At 46.6% G+C, this 23,068-nt stretch carries 20 protein-coding genes and 1 pseudogene; 18 read left to right on the top strand and 3 right to left on the bottom strand.

Features of this window, described 5'->3' with window-relative positions:
- The first annotated feature begins 3 nt into the window (after positions 1–3).
- The 6 genes from PCH02S_RS21765 (at position 4) to PCH02S_RS21740 (ending at position 8,055) form a co-directional block, all read left to right on the top strand.
- Complete coding sequence (locus tag PCH02S_RS21765; RefSeq protein WP_246069196.1) at positions 4–834, top strand: carbohydrate ABC transporter permease; 831 nt, start codon at positions 4–6, stop codon at positions 832–834.
- A 33-nt stretch (positions 835–867) separates the two neighbouring features.
- Entirely contained in the window at positions 868–1,878 is a 1,011-nt protein-coding gene (locus PCH02S_RS21760; RefSeq protein ID WP_127456057.1) for a glycoside hydrolase family 43 protein, read from the top strand.
- Positions 1,879–2,027: 149 nt separating this feature from the next.
- Positions 2,028–3,350 (top strand): ABC transporter substrate-binding protein, encoded by a 1,323-nt coding sequence (locus tag PCH02S_RS21755; protein WP_164819674.1) that lies wholly within the window; start codon positions 2,028–2,030, stop codon positions 3,348–3,350.
- Positions 3,292–5,133 (top strand): cache domain-containing sensor histidine kinase, encoded by a 1,842-nt coding sequence (locus PCH02S_RS21750; RefSeq protein ID WP_127456055.1) that lies wholly within the window; start codon positions 3,292–3,294, stop codon positions 5,131–5,133. The genes PCH02S_RS21755 and PCH02S_RS21750 overlap by 59 nt, the downstream gene beginning before the upstream one ends.
- Positions 5,126–6,727, top strand: a complete 1,602-nt coding sequence (locus PCH02S_RS21745) for a response regulator (protein WP_127456054.1) — start codon at positions 5,126–5,128, stop codon at positions 6,725–6,727. The genes PCH02S_RS21750 and PCH02S_RS21745 overlap by 8 nt, the downstream gene beginning before the upstream one ends.
- A 77-nt stretch (positions 6,728–6,804) precedes the next feature.
- The gene (locus tag PCH02S_RS21740) at positions 6,805–8,055 is read left to right on the top strand and encodes a CapA family protein (RefSeq protein WP_164819673.1); all 1,251 of its coding nucleotides are present in this window, start codon (positions 6,805–6,807) and stop codon (positions 8,053–8,055) included.
- A gap of 55 nt (positions 8,056–8,110) precedes the next feature.
- On the opposite strand, the gene PCH02S_RS21735 is transcribed toward PCH02S_RS21740, so the two are convergent.
- A complete protein-coding gene (locus PCH02S_RS21735) occupies positions 8,111–8,335 on the bottom strand; it encodes a hypothetical protein (RefSeq protein ID WP_127456052.1) in 225 nt (74 codons plus the stop codon).
- 105 nt (positions 8,336–8,440) lie between these two features.
- Here PCH02S_RS21735 and fosB point away from each other — a divergent pair, with 105 nt between their 5' ends.
- Positions 8,441–8,878 carry a metallothiol transferase FosB gene (gene fosB, locus PCH02S_RS21730; protein ID WP_127456051.1) on the top strand — a complete coding sequence of 146 codons (438 nt, stop codon included), beginning with the start codon at positions 8,441–8,443 and terminating at the stop codon, positions 8,876–8,878.
- Positions 8,879–8,920: 42 nt separating this feature from the next.
- On the opposite strand, the gene PCH02S_RS35820 is transcribed toward fosB, so the two are convergent.
- Together PCH02S_RS35820 and PCH02S_RS21725 are read right to left on the bottom strand one after the other, a co-directional pair.
- Positions 8,921–9,091 carry a hypothetical protein gene (locus PCH02S_RS35820; protein WP_164819672.1) on the bottom strand — a complete coding sequence of 57 codons (171 nt, stop codon included), beginning with the start codon at positions 9,089–9,091 and terminating at the stop codon, positions 8,921–8,923.
- Positions 9,092–9,150: 59 nt separating this feature from the next.
- Positions 9,151–10,035, bottom strand: a complete 885-nt coding sequence (locus tag PCH02S_RS21725; RefSeq protein WP_164819671.1) for a DUF2334 domain-containing protein — start codon at positions 10,033–10,035, stop codon at positions 9,151–9,153.
- A 381-nt stretch (positions 10,036–10,416) separates the two neighbouring features.
- Between PCH02S_RS21725 and PCH02S_RS21720 the strand changes: the two genes are divergently transcribed.
- The 11 genes and pseudogenes from PCH02S_RS21720 to PCH02S_RS21670 all read left to right on the top strand — a co-directional run bounded on the left by PCH02S_RS21720 (position 10,417) and on the right by PCH02S_RS21670 (position 23,030).
- Positions 10,417–11,427, top strand: a complete 1,011-nt coding sequence (locus tag PCH02S_RS21720; RefSeq protein WP_127456049.1) for a LacI family DNA-binding transcriptional regulator — start codon at positions 10,417–10,419, stop codon at positions 11,425–11,427.
- A 102-nt stretch (positions 11,428–11,529) separates the two neighbouring features.
- Complete coding sequence (locus PCH02S_RS21715) at positions 11,530–12,963, top strand: extracellular solute-binding protein (RefSeq protein WP_127456048.1); 1,434 nt, start codon at positions 11,530–11,532, stop codon at positions 12,961–12,963.
- Between the two features lie 78 nt (positions 12,964–13,041).
- Complete coding sequence (locus PCH02S_RS21710; RefSeq protein ID WP_127456047.1) at positions 13,042–13,917, top strand: ABC transporter permease subunit; 876 nt, start codon at positions 13,042–13,044, stop codon at positions 13,915–13,917.
- A 10-nt stretch (positions 13,918–13,927) separates the two neighbouring features.
- On the top strand, positions 13,928–14,797 hold the full coding sequence (locus tag PCH02S_RS21705) for a carbohydrate ABC transporter permease (RefSeq protein ID WP_127456046.1): 870 nt from the start codon (positions 13,928–13,930) through the stop codon (positions 14,795–14,797).
- A 30-nt stretch (positions 14,798–14,827) separates the two neighbouring features.
- Complete coding sequence (locus PCH02S_RS21700; RefSeq protein ID WP_127456045.1) at positions 14,828–16,108, top strand: CehA/McbA family metallohydrolase; 1,281 nt, start codon at positions 14,828–14,830, stop codon at positions 16,106–16,108.
- A 6-nt stretch (positions 16,109–16,114) separates the two neighbouring features.
- Entirely contained in the window at positions 16,115–16,906 is a 792-nt protein-coding gene (locus PCH02S_RS21695) for an endonuclease/exonuclease/phosphatase family protein (protein ID WP_127456044.1), read from the top strand.
- A gap of 38 nt (positions 16,907–16,944) precedes the next feature.
- The gene (locus PCH02S_RS21690) at positions 16,945–19,563 is read left to right on the top strand and encodes a glycosyl hydrolase-related protein (RefSeq protein ID WP_127456043.1); all 2,619 of its coding nucleotides are present in this window, start codon (positions 16,945–16,947) and stop codon (positions 19,561–19,563) included.
- A 96-nt stretch (positions 19,564–19,659) separates the two neighbouring features.
- A pseudogene (locus tag PCH02S_RS21685) lies at positions 19,660–20,670 on the top strand (LacI family DNA-binding transcriptional regulator).
- Positions 20,671–20,794: 124 nt separating this feature from the next.
- Positions 20,795–21,256 (top strand): hypothetical protein, encoded by a 462-nt coding sequence (locus PCH02S_RS21680; protein ID WP_127456042.1) that lies wholly within the window; start codon positions 20,795–20,797, stop codon positions 21,254–21,256.
- The gene (locus tag PCH02S_RS21675; RefSeq protein WP_127456041.1) at positions 21,253–22,278 is read left to right on the top strand and encodes a CehA/McbA family metallohydrolase; all 1,026 of its coding nucleotides are present in this window, start codon (positions 21,253–21,255) and stop codon (positions 22,276–22,278) included. Before PCH02S_RS21680 ends, PCH02S_RS21675 begins: the two co-directional genes overlap by 4 nt.
- A complete protein-coding gene (locus tag PCH02S_RS21670; protein ID WP_127456040.1) occupies positions 22,275–23,030 on the top strand; it encodes a glycerophosphodiester phosphodiesterase in 756 nt (251 codons plus the stop codon). The genes PCH02S_RS21675 and PCH02S_RS21670 overlap by 4 nt, the downstream gene beginning before the upstream one ends.
- Positions 23,031–23,068: the final 38 nt, after the last annotated feature.

Raw genomic sequence — 23,068 nt, 5'->3', positions numbered from 1 at the left:
ACGTTGAAACCTTTAAAGCTATTTTACGTGTTGTTGGCTAGTGTATTAGGCATTATATTCATTTTGCCCATCCTGTGGATGTTTTCGAATTCGTTCAAAACCGACGTAGAAGTGATGGCTCCTGTGTTTCATTTATTGCCGCAGGAATTCACCTGGGATAATTTCCATACGATATTTGTCGGCGGTGACGTCGAGGTTCCGATTTTCCGTTGGATTTTCAATTCATTTTTTGTGGGATTTGCTGCGACTTTTTTGGTCATTCTACTGGACACGATGGCGGCGTACGCGTTAACGAAGCTTGATTTGCCTTTTAAAAAGACGTTAATCGCCTTGTTCGTCGGCTCTTTGATGGTGCCAGGCATTATTTCATTTCTGCCGCAATACTTGAACTTCAGTAATCTGAATTTGATTAACACGTATTATGTGCTTATTTTGCCATATTCCGGCGGTGCGCTTGGCGTATTTCTGTTGATTCAATTTTTCCAATCGTTTCCGATTGAGATTATTGAAGCAGCAAAAATGGATGGGGCAAACAAGTGGCATGTGTTCACGTCCGTTCTGCTGCCGTCTTCTGTTTCGATTGTAACAACATTAGCAATTTTCACGTTTATGGGGGTTTTCAACGATTATGTGTGGCCGTTTTTTACGGTGACTGATTTGGAAATGCGCACTCTCACTGCGGGAATTGCTGTTATGGCTACTGGAAGTTTTGTGCAATCCTATGGTAAATTAATGGCACTTGCCACACTATCGACCCTTCCAACCCTTCTGATTTTTCTAATTGGGCAGAGACAATTTATTCAATCTATTACAGCCACGGGAGTTAAGCAGTAGAAAGGCTGTTTAGCGAGGGCGGTGTTTTCAAAAATGCGTACGTTTGTTGTGGTGTTCATCTGCTTCCTGCTTGCAGCGGGTTGCACGAAAGGAGCTGGGAAAGAGGGAATGACGAAGACATTTACGAATCCAATTCTCGATAACGGAGCAGACCCATGGGTGACTTCGAAAGACGGCACTTATTATTATACACATACGACAGGTAACTCCATTAGAGTGTGGAAATCGCAAAAGCTGACGGGGCTTGCTGATGCCGAATATAAGGATGTATGGCTCCCGCCTGTATCAGGCCCTAATACTTCAAACATCTGGGCGCCTGAACTGCATTATCTGCAGGGAAAATGGTACATCTATTATGCAGCCGATGATGGCCAGAATGAGAACCATCGCATGTTCGTGCTGGAATCAGAAACGGATGATCCGCAAGGCCGATATATCGATAAAGGAATGATGGATACAACAGGCAGATGGGCAATTGATGGGACGACGCTGCAAAAAGAGGACGGTTCCTTATACTTCATATGGTCCGGTTGGGAAGGAACGATTAATGTCAGTCAGCACTTATACATTGCTCCAATGAGTAATCCTTACACGATTAGCGGCAAGCCGGTCGAAATCTCCAGGCCTACGTATGAATGGGAATTGAACGGTACACCAACCATTAACGAAGGTCCGCAGGTTTTGCTGCATAAGAATCAAATTTATGTCATTTACTCAGCAAGCGGCAGCTGGACGGATGATTATTGTTTAGGGATGCTAAGCGCAACGATGAATAGTGATTTGTTGAATCCGGCTTCATGGAAAAAGCACGAGCAGGCTGTTTTTTCCAAAACAGATCAGGTATTCGGACCAGGCCACAGCTCTTTTACAAAATCGCCGGACGGCAAAGAGGATTGGATTCTGTATCACGGTGCGAAGACGCAAGGCTCTGGCTGGAATCGCAATGTACGTATGCAGCCATTCAAGTGGCATCCGGACGGTTCTCCTGATTTCGGAGTGCCGATTGCAGAGGGTGTTCCTATCCCTGTCCCGAGCGGTGAATAACAATCGAAACATCTCCAGGATTGGGGATGTTTTTTTGCAATTTATTCGGGATCCAAAAATATGTCCATGTCTGGTGGAAATAGGTCATTGGATTCAGATGGGCCAATTTGTATAATGAAGACACACTATGTATGGAGCGAGGGATTTCTGTGAGAGGCAAGCTGCGAGCTAGAATTAGCACCATGATCCTTCTGATTCCATTCAGTTTACTTACCATAAGCTGCAGCTCTCAGCCGGATATGCAAGTTGATGAAACGGCATCGAATAAGCTCAGAATTACGTTCTGGTCGCCATTTAGCGGTGGAGACGGGCAATTCATGGCTGAATTAATTCAGCAGTATAACAATGAGAACAAAGATCATGTGAAAATTGATCAAATCAATAATAACTCAGGTGATTATTATACCAAGCTGTCCACAGCGATTGTGACAGAAGAAGCGCCAGATATCGCGATTGTCCATTCAGCCAAATATTCGCAGTATGCGCCTGCTGGATTTTTAACGGACTTGAATACGCTTGCTTCAGAAGCGGGCGTGAACTGGCAAGATTTTAACCCGACGATATTGAAAAGTACGGTTGCCGATGAAAAACATTACGGGATTCCGCTCGATACCCATCTGGAAGTGATGTACTATAACAAGGCTTGGCTTAAACAGGCAGGTCTTCTAGATGAGAAAGAGAAGCCTGTTCTGATGAATGGCGAGGATGGATTCTTGCAATTTTTACAAAAAATAAGACAAAGTGTACCCGCAACTGTTACGCCATTGGCTGAACCCAATGTACGTATCGACTCATTTTGGCTATGGTACTCCTTTTACAGTCAGATGAATGTAGATGGTGGCAGGTTTTATACAGACGACGAGAAGGAAGCGGCCATCGATAATGCTTCTGCGCTGCAATCACTGAATTTTGTTAATTCCCTCTATTCGCAAGGGTACATCATTCCCAATATAAACGATTCCGTACAAACCTTTTCGAAGGGCAACGCCGCTTTGTTAATTACGGGTGTTTGGGCGACAGGCACGTTTGAGAAAATTCCCGATCTTAACTTCGGTGTCACGAAAATACCGCAAATTTACGATCATCCCGCAGCTTGGGGGGATTCCCATACCTTTTCCTTGCCTTATCATGAAAAACCGGATAAGAAAAAGCAAATCGCAGCGCTGAAATTTGCGAATTGGGTTGCGGCGCACGGCGCCAGCTGGGCGAAAGCCGGCCACATTCCAGCGGTGAAACAAGCGGTACAATCCCCGGAGTTTCAGAGCTTGAAGTACCGTCCGGACTATGCAAGTTCCGCTGACGATGTGAAATATTTTCCGAATCACCCTAGACAGGGGAAAATGAATGAAGAGATCGTACGCGAATTCGAAAAGATGATGGTGGGGCAATCCACCCCGCAAGAGGTGCTGCGTAATGCGCAAAGGATTATTAACACGAATATTCAAATACAGCAGAATACAGCTCCAGACTAAAAAGCAGTGGATCCAGAATCTTCCGATCGTCACCAAATTGATCGTTATCAGCTTTATCCTCATAGCCGTTCCGCTGGGGATAGCCAGCTATTTGACGTTTACGAGTTATTCGGCTTCGATTCAGAAAAACACAGGCAAATATCAAATGGACGTTGTGAAAGAGTTAATGGCTAATATTGATACATACATGAATGAGCTTAATCTTTTAACCTTATTGCCGTATCAATCCCAGGATATTGTGAAATATTTGGAGTCGAATAAGGGGACGGAAACGACGATCTCGTTTGATGATCGGGTAACCGTTGAAGATTTCGCCAAGCGCGTGTATGCCAATGGACGTGTAGATATATCGGGATTAACGCTGTATCGCCAATCGGGCGGCACTTATACGGCGATGTTAGAGGAGCAAGCGAATTATTCCCTGAAAAAGGCTGAAAATGAACCTTGGTACCCCAAGGTTTCCAGGACAGGGAAGGTTGTCTATATCGGCACGTACAACAAGAACGCGTATGATACGACGAATCAAGTGTACTCTTTTGCGAGGAAAATACGCAGTGTAGATACCGGTAGGGTGCTGGGCTATCTCGTTTTGGATGTGGACAAAAATATCATTCGCAACAAAATCGAGACAATCTCGAACGACAAGAAAAACATTATGATTGTTGACAGCGAAGGGGCGCTCATATATAAAAGCGCTGATTCTTGGATCGATATGGACAAAGTGCAGCAATATCAGGGTACCGGCACAGTTATCTATAAGCAAGGTGTAGATACAGAGCTGTTATCTTACTATACTTCACCGAATACAGGATGGACGATGATTGAGATGGTGCCTCTCGCGTCATTGCTTCAGGATACAGTGAATGTCAGGAATTACATCATTCTGATTGGTGTCGTTTGCTTGCTGCTGGCTGTTATTCTGTTTACAGCTTTAGCTTTTCGTATCACAAATCCGATTGGCGAACTGCGTAATCTCATGAAAAAAGTGGTGCTAGGCGATCTGGACGTTTCGATTCCCATTCGAAGCCGGGATGAAATCGGTCAGTTAAGCCAATCCTTTAACCTCATGGTTTCGAAGCTCAGTGATCTGGGCTACCGGCTTTACGAATCGGAAATCAGAGAGAAGAATGCGCAAATATCTGCGCTGCAAAGCCAGATTAATCCCCATTTTTTGTACAATACGCTGGGCTCCATTAGCATGTACGCTGAAATTCAAGGCAATCGTGAGGTTGTCAAAATGACGAATAATTTAAGCAAGCTGCTGCGCTACAGCATCAACAGCCACAAAAGCCAAGTGCCATTGAACATGGAATTGGAGCATGTGAAGGGTTATATGGCTATTCAGCAGATCCGCTTCGAGGATAAAGTTCAATTCCAGGTCGATATCGAACCTGAATTGCTTGTCTATTCAGTGATTCGGTTTATTTTGCAGCCGATCGTCGAGAACAGTATTGTGCACGGTTTTGAAAAAGGAAGCGGGTATGGGACCATTACGCTCAGCGGTAAGAAGCAAGATGACACGATGGTCATTATCATTCAGGATGATGGTGCGGGGATGAGTGAAAACCGGTTGCAGCAAGTGCTACAGAAACAATTTGATTTCACCCCAAATGAAGAAGGAACAGGCGGACACGGATTAATGAACGTGCATCGGAGGATTGTGCTTCGGTATGGCCAACCATACGGCATGAAGATTGAAAGCCTTTTACACCGAGGAACGACGATTATTCTCACATTACCACTCATCGCAGATGAACTTGAAGGAGGCAAACTGGATGCCTAAACTCCTTATCGTGGATGATGAAACCATCTTCCGCAAAGGCATTGGTTTAATGATTGCTGAAATGCAGTCGGAATGGTCGGTTATTGACGAAGCCAAAGATGGCGTGGAAGCTTTAGAGAAAATTGAAGCCTTGCAGCCGGACCTGATTATTACGGATATTAAAATGCCCCGCATGGACGGCATACAGCTGCAGTACATTGTGAAAGAGCGATATCCGCATATCTCCTGTGTAGTGATGAGTGGCTATGACGATTTTCAGTATGCACGTGAATCGCTTAAATTAGGGGCGAAGGACTACTTGATGAAGCCTTTCGAACGGGCAGAGCTTTATACTTTACTGGACAGGCTTCAGGTTGAAATCGCGCTCGAGAAGGAACAATTGACTACGAACAAGAAAGACAAGCAAGTTCAGAATCAAATGCGTCAGCATGTGCTTGCCGGACTGTTGACAGGAAGCTTTTCACATGGAGAAACAGAACTGCTCGATAATGTCGGCGTACAGTTTCCGCTTCCCTGCACAAGCTGTTTGGTAGCCAAGCTGGACCGAGATTCCGTGACGGATGAAAGGTATTACCAGTTAAATCCATCCTTATTTTCTGTGTATATTCAGCAGTTCATTCAGGAGAGCATCGAAAAACCGCTGCTTGGTTATGTGTTTATTTTAAATGAGCATGAAGTTGTTGCGCTAATTAATCACGAAGATACGGCGGCCTCCTTTGCTGACATCGAGAAATTAACGAATCGAATCCGCAAGGGAATTCGGGGGCAGTCCAATTTTACGATCTCATTCGGGCTCGGAAGTGCTGTGAAAGATTTGGAGTCGATTTCCAAGTCCTACAAGGAAGCGGGTTTGGCGCTGCTCTACCGTTTAGTTATTGGCGGGGATCGCCTTCTTTCCAGTGACACGATTGCTGATAGGACGATGGAAAAGCTCGAATGGCACACCGCCGACTGGAATTTACTCAATCAGTATGTGCAGGAGGGGGATTTGGCGAATGTGCGTCTTCAAGCCGATCAATTCGTTACCAAGCTATGCCAGCAATGGAGGGATCCCGAGCTGATTCATGAGCAAATTTGCAAAATGCTGCTGCATTTTTACGAGTTGGCCGTGAATTTAACCGTGGTGAAGATGTGGCTGCAAGGTACGGATATGAAGCAGGTATTGATGGAGATTTATTCGATTTCGTCCAGTAAAGAGCTGAGCGAACGCTGCCAGAAGCTGCTGGGGGAACTGAGCGTGTGCATGGTGAACCGTAAAAAGAAATTCGTGACTAGCCCTGTTGAATTGGTGGTTCGGTATGTGGAGGAGCATTATGCGGAATCCATTACCCTGAATATGATGGCGGAGATCGTCTATCTCAACCCCTCTTATTTGAGTTCTTTGTTTAAAAGCAAGCAAGGCCAGTCCTTTATCGATTTCTTAACGGAAAAGCGGATCGAGAAAGCGAAGGCAATGCTGCTTCACTCTGATGAGAAGATTCAGGTGATCTCGGATTCTACCGGATTTACGAACATTCGCCATTTCAACCGCGTATTCAAAACGCTTACGAATCGGACGCCCACGGAGTACCGGGAGGGTAGACAAACGAGCTGACAAACGGCCAATCAAGTGCGAGGGAATTATTTTGCTGGGGCATACTAATGGAAAATGTCTGGCAGGAGGGGTTCCGTTTGCAAAGGAAACGCGTTGTTGTGATAGCTTTCTTGTTAACTGTAACCACTGGTTGTTTCTATCGCGCAAACCCTCCTGTTCATAAGGAAGCGGAGCCACAAGTTAAAGATGAACTGTTAGATGTTAAACAGAATACCAAACCAGAAGCTACGCGAGAAATTAAACCAGTAGCTGAGCGCGATCAGCCACCGACTTCTGTAACGGTACCCACAATTCCGCCGATTGTTTCGGAGCCTAAGGTAAGTAAAGTCACATTGGGAGCAATCGGCGACGTGCTCATCCACATCGAAATCTACCAAGATGCGAAGCAAAAGGACGGCACGTACAACTTCTTCAAAATGTTTGAAGACGTGCAGAGCTATCTGCGCATGCCTGACATTTTGGTTGCGAATCAGGAGACGATGATTGGGGGGAAAGAGCTGCGACTATCCGGCTATCCGTCGTTCAACAGTCCGCAGGAAGTTGGGGATGCTCTCAAAGCGGCCGGGGTGGACCTCGTTACAGTAGCTAATAATCATACGCTGGATCGCGGGGAAAAAGTGATTCAAAGCGCTCTGTCGTACTGGGATCGCCTCGGCATTCCGTATACCGGATCATTTAAATCAAAGGAAGATCAGAAGTATATTCGTACGATGGTCAAAAATAACATTACGTTTTCCTTTCTGAGCTACGCCTATGGTACGAATGGCATCCCCCATCCGAAAGGGAAAGCGTATTTGGTTAATCGCATCGATACCGTTCAGATTGCTCAAGAGGTCGCACAAGCCAAGCGTGTATCCGACGTTGTCGTGGTTGCTATGCATTGGGGGACAGAATACGAAACTTTACCAAATGAGAGTCAAATGGCGCTGGCTCAAAAGCTGGCGGACTACGGTGTTCATATCGTCATCGGGAACCACCCGCATGTTTTGCAGCCGCCTGCTTGGGTATCAGGCAGTAATGGCCACAAGACGCTGGTTCTGTACTCGTTAGGCAATTTCATATCCGCCCAAGGCGGAGTTGCCAAGCGAGTAGGCGGAATGGCGACGATTGACGTCATCAAAACGATGGGGAAAGAGAAGACCATTACGCTGAAACAGCCCTCCTTTCTTCCGACATTTACCTCATACCAAAACATGACGCAGTTCAAGGTGCTACCTTTGAAGCAAGCTGTTCCTGTACAGATTAGGAACGGTACGATTCAGTTTGATCCGGTTAAGCAACATATGAGAACATACATACATGAACTTCGCTTTATCGGAACGGAATAAAATACCCCTCGAACAGGTGTCGAGGGGTATTCGCTGCTGTGATTGCTGCGTGGCATTAAGAGAGACTTTCGTCATCCTCATTGCTTGCAGATGATTGCGTTGTACGCGCTTCAGCTAATTGTGCATGCGCCGCGTCTAGCTGCTCCTGCGCACCTTGAATCACCTGCCGGCGATTATTGTTGGCGGTCTGGGCTACGTTCAGATTGTGCAAAGCATCGGCCACGGCATTGTGAGCCTGGATTTCTGCATTTTGCTGTTGATCGGATTGTTGATCTGACATGGAGGATCCTCCTAATTATTGGAATTTTTCTATGTTAATATGCCCAAGAAGGCAGGAATCATTCATGCAGCGATAGAAAATGTCAGGTGGAAGGAGGTTGAAGCGTTGAATATTAAAAGTGTGAACCATTTTCTTTTTTCGGTAACGGATTTAGATAAGTCGATTTCATTTTATCAGGATGTGTTTGGAGCCAAGCTGCTGGTCAAAGGGAGAAGCTTAGCTTACTTTGACTTGTGCGGCATATGGCTGGCGTTGAATGTCGAGAAGGAAATTCCTCGGAATGAGATTCAATATTCATATACCCATATGGCTTTTACAGTAGAAGAGGCGGATTTCGATGCTGTGGTGGAAAAGCTGAAGCATTTAGGAGTCAATATACTTCCAGGGCGGGAGAGAGATGAACAGGATAAGCGATCTGTCTACTTCACCGATCCGGACGGGCATAAATTCGAATTCCATACCGGCAGCCTGGAAGACCGGTTAGCCTACTACAGGAAAGAGAAGCCGCATATGACATTTTATGAAGATGATTTCCCTAAATAGAAATAGGCTGCCCCGTGGGGCAGCCTATTTGCTGTCTAATCCTTAATCCTGCGAATCGCTATTGGAAGATGAGGATGAATTGGATTGGAATACTTCTGCCGCTTCCTCTGCGGAGAATTCTGTATCCTCTTGACCAGGAACCGGTAATTTATTTAGTTCGGTAGTCTGTACTTGCGCTTTGGATGCTTGATTGGATTGATTTTGATTTGGCATAGTGACACCTCCTTTGCTCTATAAACAACAAAGAGTAGTATGCCAAAGTTTGGAACTTTCTATACAGATTGTGTGGACATAAAAGAATAAATCAAATCTTGAATGTTAACGAACCGACGCTCTTTCGAGAGCATGTGGTGCACCAGTCGTTTCAGCGGGGTTCGTTCCTCGTAATAAGGTGGGGCATATTTGCGAATGTGAATATACGGAAATTCCAGAAAGGGGTGGTAATAGAATGAAGCCAAATCATCCGCACCGTATTGATCTACTTGATCCATAATCCTAGTAACGTCCTGCTCTACGGCATCACCCCTGACAAATCCGAGTGGCGTTGGGACGTAATAGGTTCTTCCAACGATTGAAGCAGCCATTTGATAGCTCACCTGGCGGTTGGTTGGGTCATGGGGATTATCTTCGTAAATCAACCATGAGCAGGATTCAATAATCGTACGCTGCACATCCGAGGCTGCATAGTGTGGCGTTTCAAACCAATCAGGTCGCAGGCCGGCGGCTTGAAAGGCGGATAAGGCCATATGAAATCTGCTATACGCATAGGACCTCTGAATATGCAGACTATCAGAAAGGGAAGACCTCAGGTCATCCGGCGGGCAATCTTTGAGGCAGTCCGGATATGCGAATTCGTACCCCTCGCCGCTGATAGAGTGCCCATACTGATGAGTGTACCCGTGAATACCTAGTGAAGCTCCGCGAGTTCGTAAGGCTTGTAACGTTTCAACAAATCTGACGGAAATGGCATCAAACGGATTGCTGATGGTGCAGTCATATTGCAGATTCGGATTGATGTATCGGGGAATGACAGCCACATGAAAAGGAATTTTTTGCATATATAAATAATCCGCAACGGCACGTAATTTCATTTGGTCTTCTGTTTTTTCGTAAAAACCGCCAGGTCCGATATCTTCAAGCCGCAGTAATGCTTTCACGGTGAAATCCCTCCGCAACGAGTAAGTTGGATACTTCCAATACCATTGTATGTGTAAGACTTCCGTTTCATTTCGCTGAATATAGGGGGTGAAATTCATGTGGAATTATGTCGATGCTTGTCCAAAAAAGGAGAATCCTGGCAAAGAGGAAAGAAGGTTAAGGTAAGCGATTACAAGTTTTGTTAAAATAGCGTAAATCTCTTTTGTATCATTGGGTTAAACGCTTTCCCTAATTTTACGAATTATTAATAAAAAACGTGTTGTAATTTGTCTGTTTTTAACTATAATAGGAAATATGAAGGGCGTTAAACCGGTTTAATTAAACCGCTTTAATGATTTGGAAGTGAAAGCTATTTTAGATTGCATAGAGGAGGTGGAAGGATGGCTACCATTGATGATGTTGCCAAGCTTGCGGGTGTTTCCAAAGGAACAGTTTCGAGCGTTTTCAGCAAAAAAAGACCGATTTCTCAACCGGTAACGGATCGAGTACTTTCGGTAGCCAAAGAATTGGGATATTTCCCGAATCATATTGCCAGAAGTTTGGCAATTAAGAAGACAATGATTGTTGGACTCAAGATGCCGATTTCTAAAGAAGGCTCGACGACGCAATTTGAAATTCAAATGCTGAATGGGGTCATCAAGGAATGTACGAAGCATGGGTATCGTATTCTGCTAGACACGCTTCCAGAGCATGAAGATCTTACACAATTTTCAAGCGATCCTGTCGATGGTGTTATTATGTTGAATCCACGTAAGCACGATCAGCGCATTGAGCGATTCGAGCAGATGAGAATTCCGTTAGTGCTGGTAGGCAGACCTGATCCCTTGGAGAGCTCAATCAGCTATGTCGATAATGACAATGAGCAGCTTGCCTACGAGGTTGGCAGTTACTTATTGAAGCAAGGCCACCGTTCTATTTTATTCTTAAATGCATCAGCGAACATGACGGTTTCAGTCGATCGTGTAAATGGTCTTAAGAAGGCATATGAGGAGCAAGGAATTCCTTATGATAACGTCCATGTTATGAATTTTGACCGTCAGCAGCATGCAACACCGATGGATTACGGCTACATGTCTATCCTGCAAATGCATGAACAGATTCCTTTCGCAGCGGTTGTGTCGGATACAGACAGAGTTGCACTAGGGATTTTGCGGGCCACTCGTGAACTCGGTATCGACGTCCCAAAAGACCTTTCGATCGTGGCATTAAGCAACGATGTGAGGTTGGCCGAAGAGATGTCGCCGAAATTGACTTCTGTTGAGCTTTCTGCGGAAACACTAGGAGCAGAGGCAGGACGCATTTTAATTCAAAAAATGAAAGATCCGTCAACGGTGGAACAACTTATCGTAGATGCACAGCTCATTGTACGTGAATCTACCCGAAGTTTATAAGGACGAGAAGCCATGAAGGAAGGTTCATTGCCTATTGTGAAAGCGCTTTATTAACATTTCGTAAAGGTTAATCCCATAATAACGCATATAACGGAGGGTAATATGAAGGCCAAAAAAGCGAAAGTCGTTACGTCGATGATGGCAGTTCTGCTTGTCGGAAGTTTAGCAGCGGGTTGTACATCTAACAGCAGCACAGGAACTGAAGCTCCGAAAGGATCCGATCAGGCGAAGACGGAAGGGAATAAGGAAGAGCGCTCTTTGCGAATGATGTCCGGTGTTGTTGGCGGTAAAACTCCCGAAGAGAACGTCCTGTTTGAGAAAGAAATCGAACGTTTGAGCGGCATCAAAGTTAAGATGGAAAAGCCGGCTTCGGATTATAATCAGAAGCTGATGGCGGCTGTTTCTTCCGGCGAGAAATACGACCTGCTTCAAGTAAGCAAAGAGTTGATGAACACGCTGACTGAGCAAGGTATTCTCATGCCTTTAACCGATCAAGTGAAAGGGTCGAAAACACTTCAAGATCCTGAAGTTTTGCCAACGTCGGAGTGGGATCAAGTGAAAACCAAGGACGGCAAGATCTATGGCGTCTTCAGTAAATTCCAAGGTGGAACGATGCCGATCGTTCGTGCGGACTGGCTCAAAAAACTTAATTTGCCTGAGCCGAAAACGTTTGATGACTACTACAAGGTCTTGAAAGCATTCACGGAGCAAGACCCGGATGGTAACGGGAAAAAGGATACATACGGATTAAGCACAGCTGGGATGTACGAACTGCAAGGTTTCTTCAGCGGAGCCGGCTTGAAACAACGTTATGTGGAGAAGGATGGGAAGCTGGACGTTCCTTATTCAACAGACGCCGCCATTCCGGTATACGAGTGGTTAAACAAATTGTACAAAGAAGGCATTCTTGACCCTAACTTTGCAACGAACGATACAGGTAAAATGCGGAATCTGTTCCTTGCTGACCGTGTCGGTATGATTACTTACTGGGATGCTTGGGTTGGTATGCTGAACAATACAAGAAAAATTGCCGATGCGAATACCGCATTTGAAGCGAAGGGCCTTCCAGGCATTGCCGGAGCTGACGGGAAATATATGCTGCGCCGTGGAGATCCGGACGTTTGGGTCATTCCGGTGAATGCGCAACATCCAAAAACAGCTTTTGAATTCATTGAGTGGTGGCACTCCAAAGATGGCATTGTTTTGGGCAGTATGGGTATCAAAGATACGGATTACACGGAAAATGGCGGGAAATACGAGCTTACACAAACAGGGAAAGATCATGCCATGGATCACGGCGTTCCTTTCTGGTATAACAAGAAATTCCCGAATCCATTCGGTTTACTTCCGGGCGTGAAGGAAGCGCAGGATCTTATTTTGAAAAATGCAACGCTTGAGCTGACGCCACCGAAATGGGCGGATGCTGAGAAAATCATTAATGAATATTCCTTCAAGGCTATTCTTGGCGAAATGCCGGCTGCGGATGCTGTGAAGAAAATGCGCGAACAATTAAAATCAGCGAAATTGATCGACTAGTTCATATGGACAGGGGAGTATGCACGACATATGCATGACATACTCCCCTTACAATTAACGGCAAGGTGGTGACTTCGTTTGAAAGTTGTATGGAAATTCAAAGCCCTCTATTTGATGATGCTTCCAATCATGGCTTATTTTCTTGTGTTCTCCTACTATCCGCTCGTTCGTGGCTTTATCATTTCCTTCCAAGAGTTTCGATTGATTGGAAACCGGCCTTTTATCGGATTTGATAACTATATTACCGTGCTTAAGGATCATGCCTTCTGGGAAATGCTGCAAAACACATTGCTGCTAGGCGGAGGCATGCTGGTGATCGGTTTTATTATGCCAATCTTGCTTGCGCTGTCGCTTAATGAGATCCTCCAGGCCTGGTTTAAAAAAGTGGTTCAGATGATTGTTTACATTCCCCATTTGTTCTCATGGGTTGTCGTAGGCGGCATGTGGATTCTTATGCTTTCTCCGGACACCGGTATTGTGAATGCGATTCTCAAGCTGGTAGGCGTGGCAAAACCGATCACTTTTATGGCCAGTGCGGACTCTGCCCGTTGGGTCATGGTGCTTACTTCGGTGTGGAAAGAGATGGGTTTTATCTGCATCCTTTATCTAGCGACGATTGTAGCCATCAATCCGGCGTTATACGAGGCTGCTCGAATGGATGGAGCAAACCGTTGGCAATTGGTTCGTTATGTTACACTGCCATCGCTGGTGTCAACGATGAAAGTTGTGATTATGCTGAATGTGCTTAGCATTTTGCGTATTTTTGATCAAATCATCGTGATGCGCAACGGTGCCATTGCCAAGAAAGTGGATGTCATCATGATGTACACGTACCAAAAAGGGATTCTGGAATTCAAAGTCGGTTTAGCAACATCAGCAGGATTTTTAGTGATTTTCGCGACATTGCTCATTACGTTTGTGACCAGAGCGATCATTCGCTATGACGAGGGGTGAAGGGATCTCCATGAAAACAAACAATTTGCCTACGAGCTGGGGAAGCCGGTTATTCGATGGGGTTAATTTATTATTTTTATTCATTTTACTGGCTACGATGCTTATTCCGTTATTGAATACGTTCGCACTGGCTTTCTCATCCAATTTTGCTTCCATGCAGCCAGGCATTATTTTATATCCAAAACAATTCAGTGTTGAGGGCTTTACGACAGTCTGGAATCGCATGCAATTGTATACGCCGTTCCTGAATAATGTAATTGTCACACTTATAGGGACAGTATGTCATGTGCTGCTGTGCTCGATGGCTGGTTATGTATTGATCCAAAGAGGGTTGCCCGGGAAAAAGTTTATGGTTTCTGCAATTCTCCTTACAATGACGATTCCAGGCGAGGCGATCATGATCCCCGTTTATGTGGTGAACAAAGAGCTTGGCTTGTTAAATTCTTTAACGGCATTAATTATGTCCGGACTGGTTTCCGGTTTCAGTATTTTACTTATGCGTAATTTCTTCCTGTCCGTACCTGTTGAAATGTCGGAGTCTGCGACGATGGACGGGGCAGGAGCATTCCGTATTTTCATTACTATGTACATCCCGTTAGCTGCAGCAGGACTTGCTACTGTGACGCTTTTCGAATTCGTTAGCCGTTGGAACCAATTCACGCCAGCACTTTTATTTATTAGCGATCATGCGAAATATACCTTGCAAATCGCCTTGAAATCCTTAATCGTAGATACCGATTCTACATCCAGTAACTTTATTGTCACGACGAATGTAAGGATGGCAGGGATTGTGATTGCGCTTCTCCCTCTCGTTATTATCTATCCCTATGTGCAGAAATATTTCGTCAAAGGCATTTTGGTTGGTGCTAACAAAGAGTAACATATATGAAAAAGGAGCGTGGAGTTCGTCATGCCGCAGACAAGCCGAAGAAACCAAGTCACGACTTACCGCAGAGAGATTCATCACAGTGAGCAAAGTACCTATGTGGAAGTTCCTTTCGAAATGCCTGAACAGGTGGAAGAGGTTCATGTGCAATTTGCCGTTCAATCTCACGGTGATGCCAAGCCTGTCATTGATCTTGGCGTCAGAGACAGCCATAAAGTGCGAGGCTGGAGCGGAGGGGCTCGCTCCGAGTTTGTGATCGGGCTGGAGAAGGCGACTCCCGGTTATTTGCCTGGTGAACTGCAAGCCGGGGACTGGGCTGTTCTTCATAACGCCTATAAAGTTCCTGAAGAAGGCTGTGAAGTTACGATCACCATCACGTTCTTTTTTCATACAGCGCGCTGGCTCAAAGGGGACTTGCACACGCACAGTGTAAACAGCGACGGCTCTTATACGCTGGAAGAAAATGCGGCGATCATGGAGCAGCTGGGCTGCGATTTCATTGCGATGACGGATCATAATGCGGTTAGCCAAAATTACTCGTATCCTCGGAATACGCCGGTCGTCATGATCCCGGGCATGGAGTTTACGACCAATTTTGGCCATAGCAATTTCCTTGGCGTTTTGGAGCCAATTGATGATTTTCGAGTGAAGAATCAAGAGGATGTTAATCTTCGACTCGCAACGGCACGTGAGCGTGGGGCGAAAATCGTTCTTAACCACCCCCATTGCGATTATTGCCCTTGGGAGTGGGATTTCAATACGGATCACGACTGGTGGGAGGTCTGGAATGGCCCTTGGACAGCTCGCAATGAGCGGGCGCTCGCATGGTGGCAGGAGCAGCTTGCCTCAGGCAGGAAGCTTGTCGCAACTGGCGGCAGTGATGTTCACCGACCTGAACGTTATGTCAAACATGCCATGCCGTGTACATGGATTTATGCCGAAACGAAGACGGTGAATGGTATTCTTCAAGGGATTGATAAAGGGTATGTGGTGATTAGTTATTCACCGGAAGGCCCTTTCGCACAGCTAACTTGTGGTGATTATATGACCGGCGATACCGTACCAAATGACGTGAATGACAACGTGCTGGTCAGGATTGAACACATTCAAGAAGGTGACCAAATCAAATTGATTAGTGAACATGGCGTAGAGTTAACGGAAGCTTGCTCATCAACAGGTTCATGGGAACTTGCGGTTGAGCAAAAGGGCAGAGCATTTTACCGCGTTGAAGTCTGGCGCCGCTTTGAGGAATTCGATCAGCCTTTAATGGCGATGTTAACGAATCCAATCTATTTTGAGAGGTGAGTGCAGATGGCATATACCGTAATGACATTTAACTTAAGATACAATAATCCAGGGGATGGACAGAACGCATGGCCGAATCGGATTGACAAGGTAGCGGAAATGATTCATGCGCATGCACCACTTTTTGTCGGAACGCAGGAAGGCTATTACGAGATGCTGAATGATTTGCAGCCGAAACTGGCCGATTATGCGTGGATTGGCGAAGGCCGGTTTGGCGCCCGCGAGAATGAACATTGCGCTATTTTCTACAAGCAAGAGGAGCTGACGCTTCAGCAGCATGGGCAGTTTTGGCTGTCAGAAACGCCGGAAGTGACCGCTTCGATTTCGTGGAACAGCGGTTTTCCTCGCGTCTGTACGTGGGCTATTTTCGAACATAAGAAAACGGGAGAGCGTTTTATCGTCTACAACACGCATCTTGATCATCAAAGCCAGCAAGCTAGAGATCTCGGCACGAAAGTAATCTGGGATTATATTACCGCTCATCACAAAGAACATGCCCTTCCCGTGATTTTGATGGGAGATTTCAATAGCCGACCTGCGGATTTACCGATTCGTTTCCTGCGCGGTGAAACTGATCTGGATGGCGAGCAATCCTGGCTAAAAGATGCTTATACTCAGCTTCCTGGTCCGATTGGATGGACAGCACATGACTTTCAAGGCGGCGAAGCAGGGGAGCCTATCGATTATATTTTTGTATCGCCGGATGTGGCAGTGGATCGAGCGCTTGTAGATCGAAGGGAAATTGGCGGGGGTTATCCGTCCGATCATTACCCGGTCATTGCTCAGATTAACCTCTAAGAAGAACAACGAGATGACAGTCAGAAGGAGACAGAGGAATGACACTTGAGAAGATTTATGTCGTTTTTAAAACGCATTTTGATATTGGATTTACAGGATTAGTTTCAGACGTTGTGGGGCGTTATCGCTCCGAGATGCTGAAGGATGTTATCGAGATTTGTGATCAAACCCATACGAATGAGGAACATGAAAAATATGTTTGGACCATGTCAGCTTGGCCGCTGCTTCAATCCTTGAAGGGCAGCCAAGAGGAAGAGAAGCAGAAGGCGCTTGCCTATCTGGAGAATCGACAGCTGATTTGGCATAAGCTTCCTTATACGACGCATACGGAATTTTGCGGTTTAGAGGAATGGATTCGCGGAATGTATGTATCGGAAGGACTTACCAACCTCTATGGCTACGATCCGAAGGATGCCAAAATGACGGATGTACCCGGCCATACCTGGGTCGTGCCGTCACTCCTCAAAAAAGCAGGCGTGGAGTTTCTGCATCTCGGCTGCAATCCGGCTACAACACCGCCTGACGTTCCGCCGGTCTTTTACTGGGAAGGCCCTGATGGCGAGCGTTTGTTGACGTTTTATTCCAAAGGGTCCTATGGGACGGGCATTTTGCCGCCGGAAGAGTGGACGCATCCCGTGTGGCTTGCGATGATTCAGACCAGCGATAATCACGGGCCGCATGACGCTAGTATTATCGAAGAAATGAAAGCCTCCATTCGTGAAAGCGGTTCAACGGCAGAGCTGCATATCGGCAGCTTGGGCGACTTCGCAGCGGATTTCTTAGCACGGAATCCGGAATTGCCGGTGATTCGCGGCGATATGGCCGATTCTTGGATCCATGGGGTTGGAACTGCGCCGCGCGAGGTGGCAAGGGTAAGAGCGTTAAGAAGTGAGGTTACCGCAGTGGAAAGCGCAGTAGCTGTGAAACATTTTGAGGGTGCAAAAATAGAGTCTGAGAAGACAGTAAAAGCCTTCATCGATGAAAGCTATGAGCACACGCTGCTGTTTGGCGAGCATACATGGGGGATGGATTGCAAGACATTCCTTTTTCCGAGAGTCGCTTACGATAAGAAATCATTCCTGCAGTTAAAGCAGAGTGAACGTTATCAACGCATGGAACAATCATGGGCGGAACAGGTTGACTATTTGAACAAAGCGGAGAGCTCTTTGCATGAGGCAAAAGCGGAATTGACAAGCGGACAATGGACAGATAGTCAGGCTGCAAGGGCGCTGCGAGTCCACTCTAATTTGGGCTGGAGCCGTGCGGCCAAAACATGGATTCAAGAAAGCGATCTTCCCGCTGACGATGAGGTACTAGTCGATGCGGAAACGGGCGAAGCGATTGCCTTAAAGCCGTCCGAGGGTGGTGCTGAAGCTTACATCTCCGGCTTGCCTGCGCTTGGCTATAAGACGCTGAATTATGTGAAGAAACACGGTCAGACTCTTGCCGCTGAAAATAAAGGGCTAGCGCGAGCTTATCTAACGGAGACCCAGGCTGTTATCGAAAATCCTTTTATCATCGTAAAAGTGGATCGAAACACGGGCTGGGTTCAAAGCCTCTGGGATAAAAAGCTCCGTAAGGAATGGATCGACGATCGCGCGGAAACCGGTTTTGGTCAGTATAAATACGATATTTACTCCAATAAAGAGATCACGCGTTATTTGAAGAAATACGCCTATCGCTTTTACGATTGGGGTGTCCATGACTTTGGTAAAACCGATTATCCGGAACAGCAGAAAAGGCTTACGTTCACTACGCAAGCTGCGGATATTCAAATCTGGGAAAACGGCGGTTCCGTCGGCCTTACTTGCAAAGCAGCCACAGACATTGAAACTACGACGGAGTATGGCAATGCGAGTTCTATCGAATGGACATTCTCGTTGACTGAAGATTCTCCGTATCTGGATGTTGCCTACAAGCTGCATGCCAAACAGGAAACCCCGCTGGCAGAATCGGGACATATCGTTTTCCCGCTGAAGCTTGAACGTCCGCAATACAGTATCAATAAGCTGGGCTCAGTCGTGAATCCGCTCACGGATACGATTCGTTCATCGAGCACACTGCTTCATTGCTGTGAGCATTTTGTCGATATTTCCAATGGATTCGCGGGAATGGCGATCATTCCGCTCGACTCGCCGCTCTTTTTTATCGGGAAAAATGGCATGTGGGACTTCGAGCACGCGTACAAGCCGGAGCAGCCTGAGCTGTATTTCAATGTATTCAACAATTGGTGGGGGACGAATTTCCCGCAATGGAGCGGCGGCGACTTGCATTATCGTTTTCGTTTGGTTCCGCATGCCGGTGATTGGCGAGAAGGCGAGGTTTGGAAAGTGGCACAGGAGACGATGACACAAACGGTTACGATTGCTGCGCCTGCAGATGAGCTCCAAACGATGCAAGACATCCTTCCGGCGGGACTGGATGGGATGGCGGTTAGCTGCTGGAAAGTTGCAGAAAATGGGCAAGGCTGTATCCTGCGTATTCGTGAATGCACAGGCGTTCTGAGAGAAGTTGAGATTGTTCTCCCGGAGCAGGTCAAAGAAGTCCGCGTGACGAATCTTCTGGAACGCGATCAAGACAACATGCCATTAAGTAATCATCGTATTCGACTGATAACGAAACCATTTGAAGTGCATACATTTAGAATAATCAATTAATTGCTATTCTCACGTTTACAGCTCGGCGGTTCATATCGTATGATAAAGCCAATATGGATTGTCTGTGATAGGAACGTTTATTGAGAGGGGCAAGGAATGAAACCGACCATCTACGATGTTGCCCAAGCCGCCGGGGTATCCATCGCTACCGTCTCCAAAGTTATCAACGCCACGGGCCGAATCAGCGATAAGACGCGGAAGCACGTACATAGCGTAATGGAGCAGCTGAAATACCAGCCAAGTATGGTAGCGGCAGCGTTAACGGGGAAAAGCACTTACACAATCGGACTTACGCTACCCGATTTGGCGAATCCTTTCTTCGCCGAGATAGCCCGGTCTGTCGAAGATCGGGGACACGAGCATGGTTTTAACGTGTTTATATGTAACACCGATAACGATCCGGACAAAGAAGTGAAATATTTATCGCTGCTCTCACAGAAGCGAGTAGACGGAATCATCTCGGCGACCCGAATTCAGAATGATCAGTTTTTAAAAAAGCTGATCCAACAAAACATTCCGATTGCTTTAATTACGGGCGAAATGCCAACGCTAGCCGTGGATACGGTTATGGTTGACGACTATCTTGGGGGTTTCCAGGCGGGCAACCATCTATTGGAATTAGGTCATAAGCGAATTGCTATCCTCGTTGAGGATATGGATAATATGAGCAACCGGGAGCGACTCAGAGGCTGCAAGTAAGCTTTGAGCCATGCCGGTTTGCAGGTTGAGGAACGGTTGATCGCTACAGGCGGTTTTTCCGTAGAGACCGGCCAGCAGGCGATGGCCCACCTGCTACAGCTCGAAGACAAGCCTTCGGCGGTGTTCGCTTGCAACGATCTGTTAGCTATCGGCGCCATTCGCGCGGCTAGAGTTGCGGGCATGCAGCTGCCGAACGAGCTATCGGTCGTCGGTTTCGATAATACGATTCTCGCAACTTTGATTGATCCTCCCCTTACCACCATTGCTCAACCAATCCAGGAAATTGGACGCAGGGCGGTTGATCTGCTCGTAGAGGAGATTAAAGGAGAGAAAGTGTTGAAACAGCGGGTTGTTTTGCTGCCGGAGCTTGTTATACGGAACTCATGTACATCTTACAATAAGCAATAAACGAGGCCGTTCTACCTCTCAAGTGATAGATTTGAGAAGATAGAACGGTCTGAATTATTAAGATTAGGTTAAGCGCTTACCCTATTGTACCCCGAGGTGCTATTATCAAGAAGGAGGTTTTAGGATGAAAACTTTGTTGATTGCAGAAGGAACCGTAACACCGAGCTGTTCCAAAAGTCATATTACTTACACGCTTCATCTGCCTAAAGATTGCCATGAACTTCATGTGAAATTCGCCTATGAGCCGAAAAAGCTGGAGGATGAGGAGCAAGCGGAGGCATTGATTCGCGAAGGACTTAACCAATACATCCTGGAAGAACATAGAGCCTCCTACAATTGGCGGGAGTTTCTGCCTTTGCAGAATTTATTGACATTATCCTTCGATGATGAGCATGGATTTCGCGGCGCCGGACACCGCCATGATCCTGTCCAACACCTCACGGTTACTACTACGGAGGCTTCTCCCGGATTTACCCCGGGTGTCTTCCCGAGGGGGCAACTAAAGATCATGATTAATGTTCATTGTGTTGTAACCGAGGAATGCCGCTATCGCCTGCAGGTATGGGACGGAGGTGCAGACGCATGAAGCAATGGCTGCCATTTGAGCTTCACTGTCATACCTTTCACAGTGACGGCAAGCAATCCCTGTTAGAGCTAGCTGAAGCTGCCAGAGAATTAGGGCTGCGGGGTGTCGCGCTAACAGATCATAATACGATGACAGGTCTTTCGAATCGTGATGAGGTCGTGGCCGCAACCGGGGTCGAGGTGATCCCGGGATTGGAATGGACCACTTTCTTTGGTCACATGCTGACACTCGGATTGTCCGAGTATGTCGATTGGCGAAATTTAAGTCCGTTTCACATTCATAGAGGCATAGAAGGTGTTCATCGCCAAGGCGGGCTTGTCGGGCTGGCGCATCCTTTTCGTGTCGGCAGTCCCATGTGCACAGGCTGCTACTGGGAGTTCGAGGTCTCGGACTGGAACGAGATCGATTATATTGAGGTATGGTCAGGGTTGTTCCCATCGATTCGGAGAAATAACGCACGCGCATTCGCAATGTGGACGGATCTGCTTAATCAGGGTTATCAGATTGCCGCGACGAGCGGCAGAGATTGGCACGTGTCTGATCCGGTTTCAGAGCCGATTTCTGCGACTTATTTAGGATTAAGCGATTCGCTCGTGGCAAGCTCAGGCATTGTCGCTGCGGCACTTGATGCGTTGAAACGCGGAGCGGTCGCGGTTTCCATGGGGCCGCTGCCGCAGCTGCGCGTTGGTCAATCCGGCCGTGAAGGGGCAGAGATCGGCGACAGCATTCAAGTTAAGCAGGGTGAGCTGACGGAAGTCACGGTTGGCGTCGATTTTACGGCAAGAGAGGGCCACTGGGAGCTTCCGGATCATCCGTTAGAGATGAAACTGGTTAGCAACAAGGGGGAACTTGCCGTATTGAAACTGACGCGAGACCAATCTCATCTGACAATAGAGCTTGATTTAACAGGCGTTACATGGATGCGAGCGGAGATGTCCGGTGTTTTTTGCAACGTCCATACGTTAATTGGATTTACGAATGCGATTTATCTGTCAGAGGATAGAGGAGGAGGCGATAAATGAGTTCATTTCCACGAATGACAGCCCACACCGGCTGTATGGGTACACCGGATAATACGCTCAAATCCATCGAAGCTGGGTTAAGATGCGGAGCCGATATCCTGGAAGAGGATATTCTTGTTACGGCTGATGGAATTCTTGTTCTTTCCCATGATGATAATGTTCATTTGGCAGACGGCACAGAATGCTGGATCTCTCAGATGAGCTATGAACAATTGCAACAGATAGATGTTAAAGCCCATAACGGGGCTCCTGGTGAAACCATGCGCATTCTTTCTTTGGACGCTGTACTTCCTTACCTGAGGAAGTCCGGTGTGCGGATGAATTTGGACCTTAAATCAGATGCATGTGTAGAACCCATATCGGCATGGATTGAAAAGAATCAACTGCTGGATCAGGTTTTCTTGTCCGGCTGCGAGAAAGACCGTGCCCAGCTTGTTCAGCGAGTAAATCCGCGTCTACGCAAGCTGTTAAACGTTGATCCTGCTTTATTTATGACGAGTGCTCCTTACTTGGAGGTTGCTCATCAAATTTGTAAAGACGCCGCAGCTTCAGCCTGTTTCGGGCTTAATTTGAATTATCGCGTGGTCGCACCTGAACTGCTGCCAATTGCAGCGGAGTATGGGCTAGATGTCTGCATTTGGACAGTCAATGAGGTAGATGAGATGGAGCATTTTAGTCAAATGGGCGTTCACTCGATCACCACACGTAACATTGCCGCTCTCGTCCAATTAAAGACTGACAAGCAAATATAGAAAAAGAAAACCTCCCAAACCACAGTTGTGGTAAGGGA

It is taken from the genome of Paenibacillus chondroitinus NBRC 15376 (assembly GCF_004000765.1).
GTDB classification, from domain to species: domain Bacteria; phylum Bacillota; class Bacilli; order Paenibacillales; family NBRC-103111; genus Paenibacillus_E; species Paenibacillus_E chondroitinus.
This window is presented reverse-complemented; position numbering and strand designations above follow the sequence as displayed.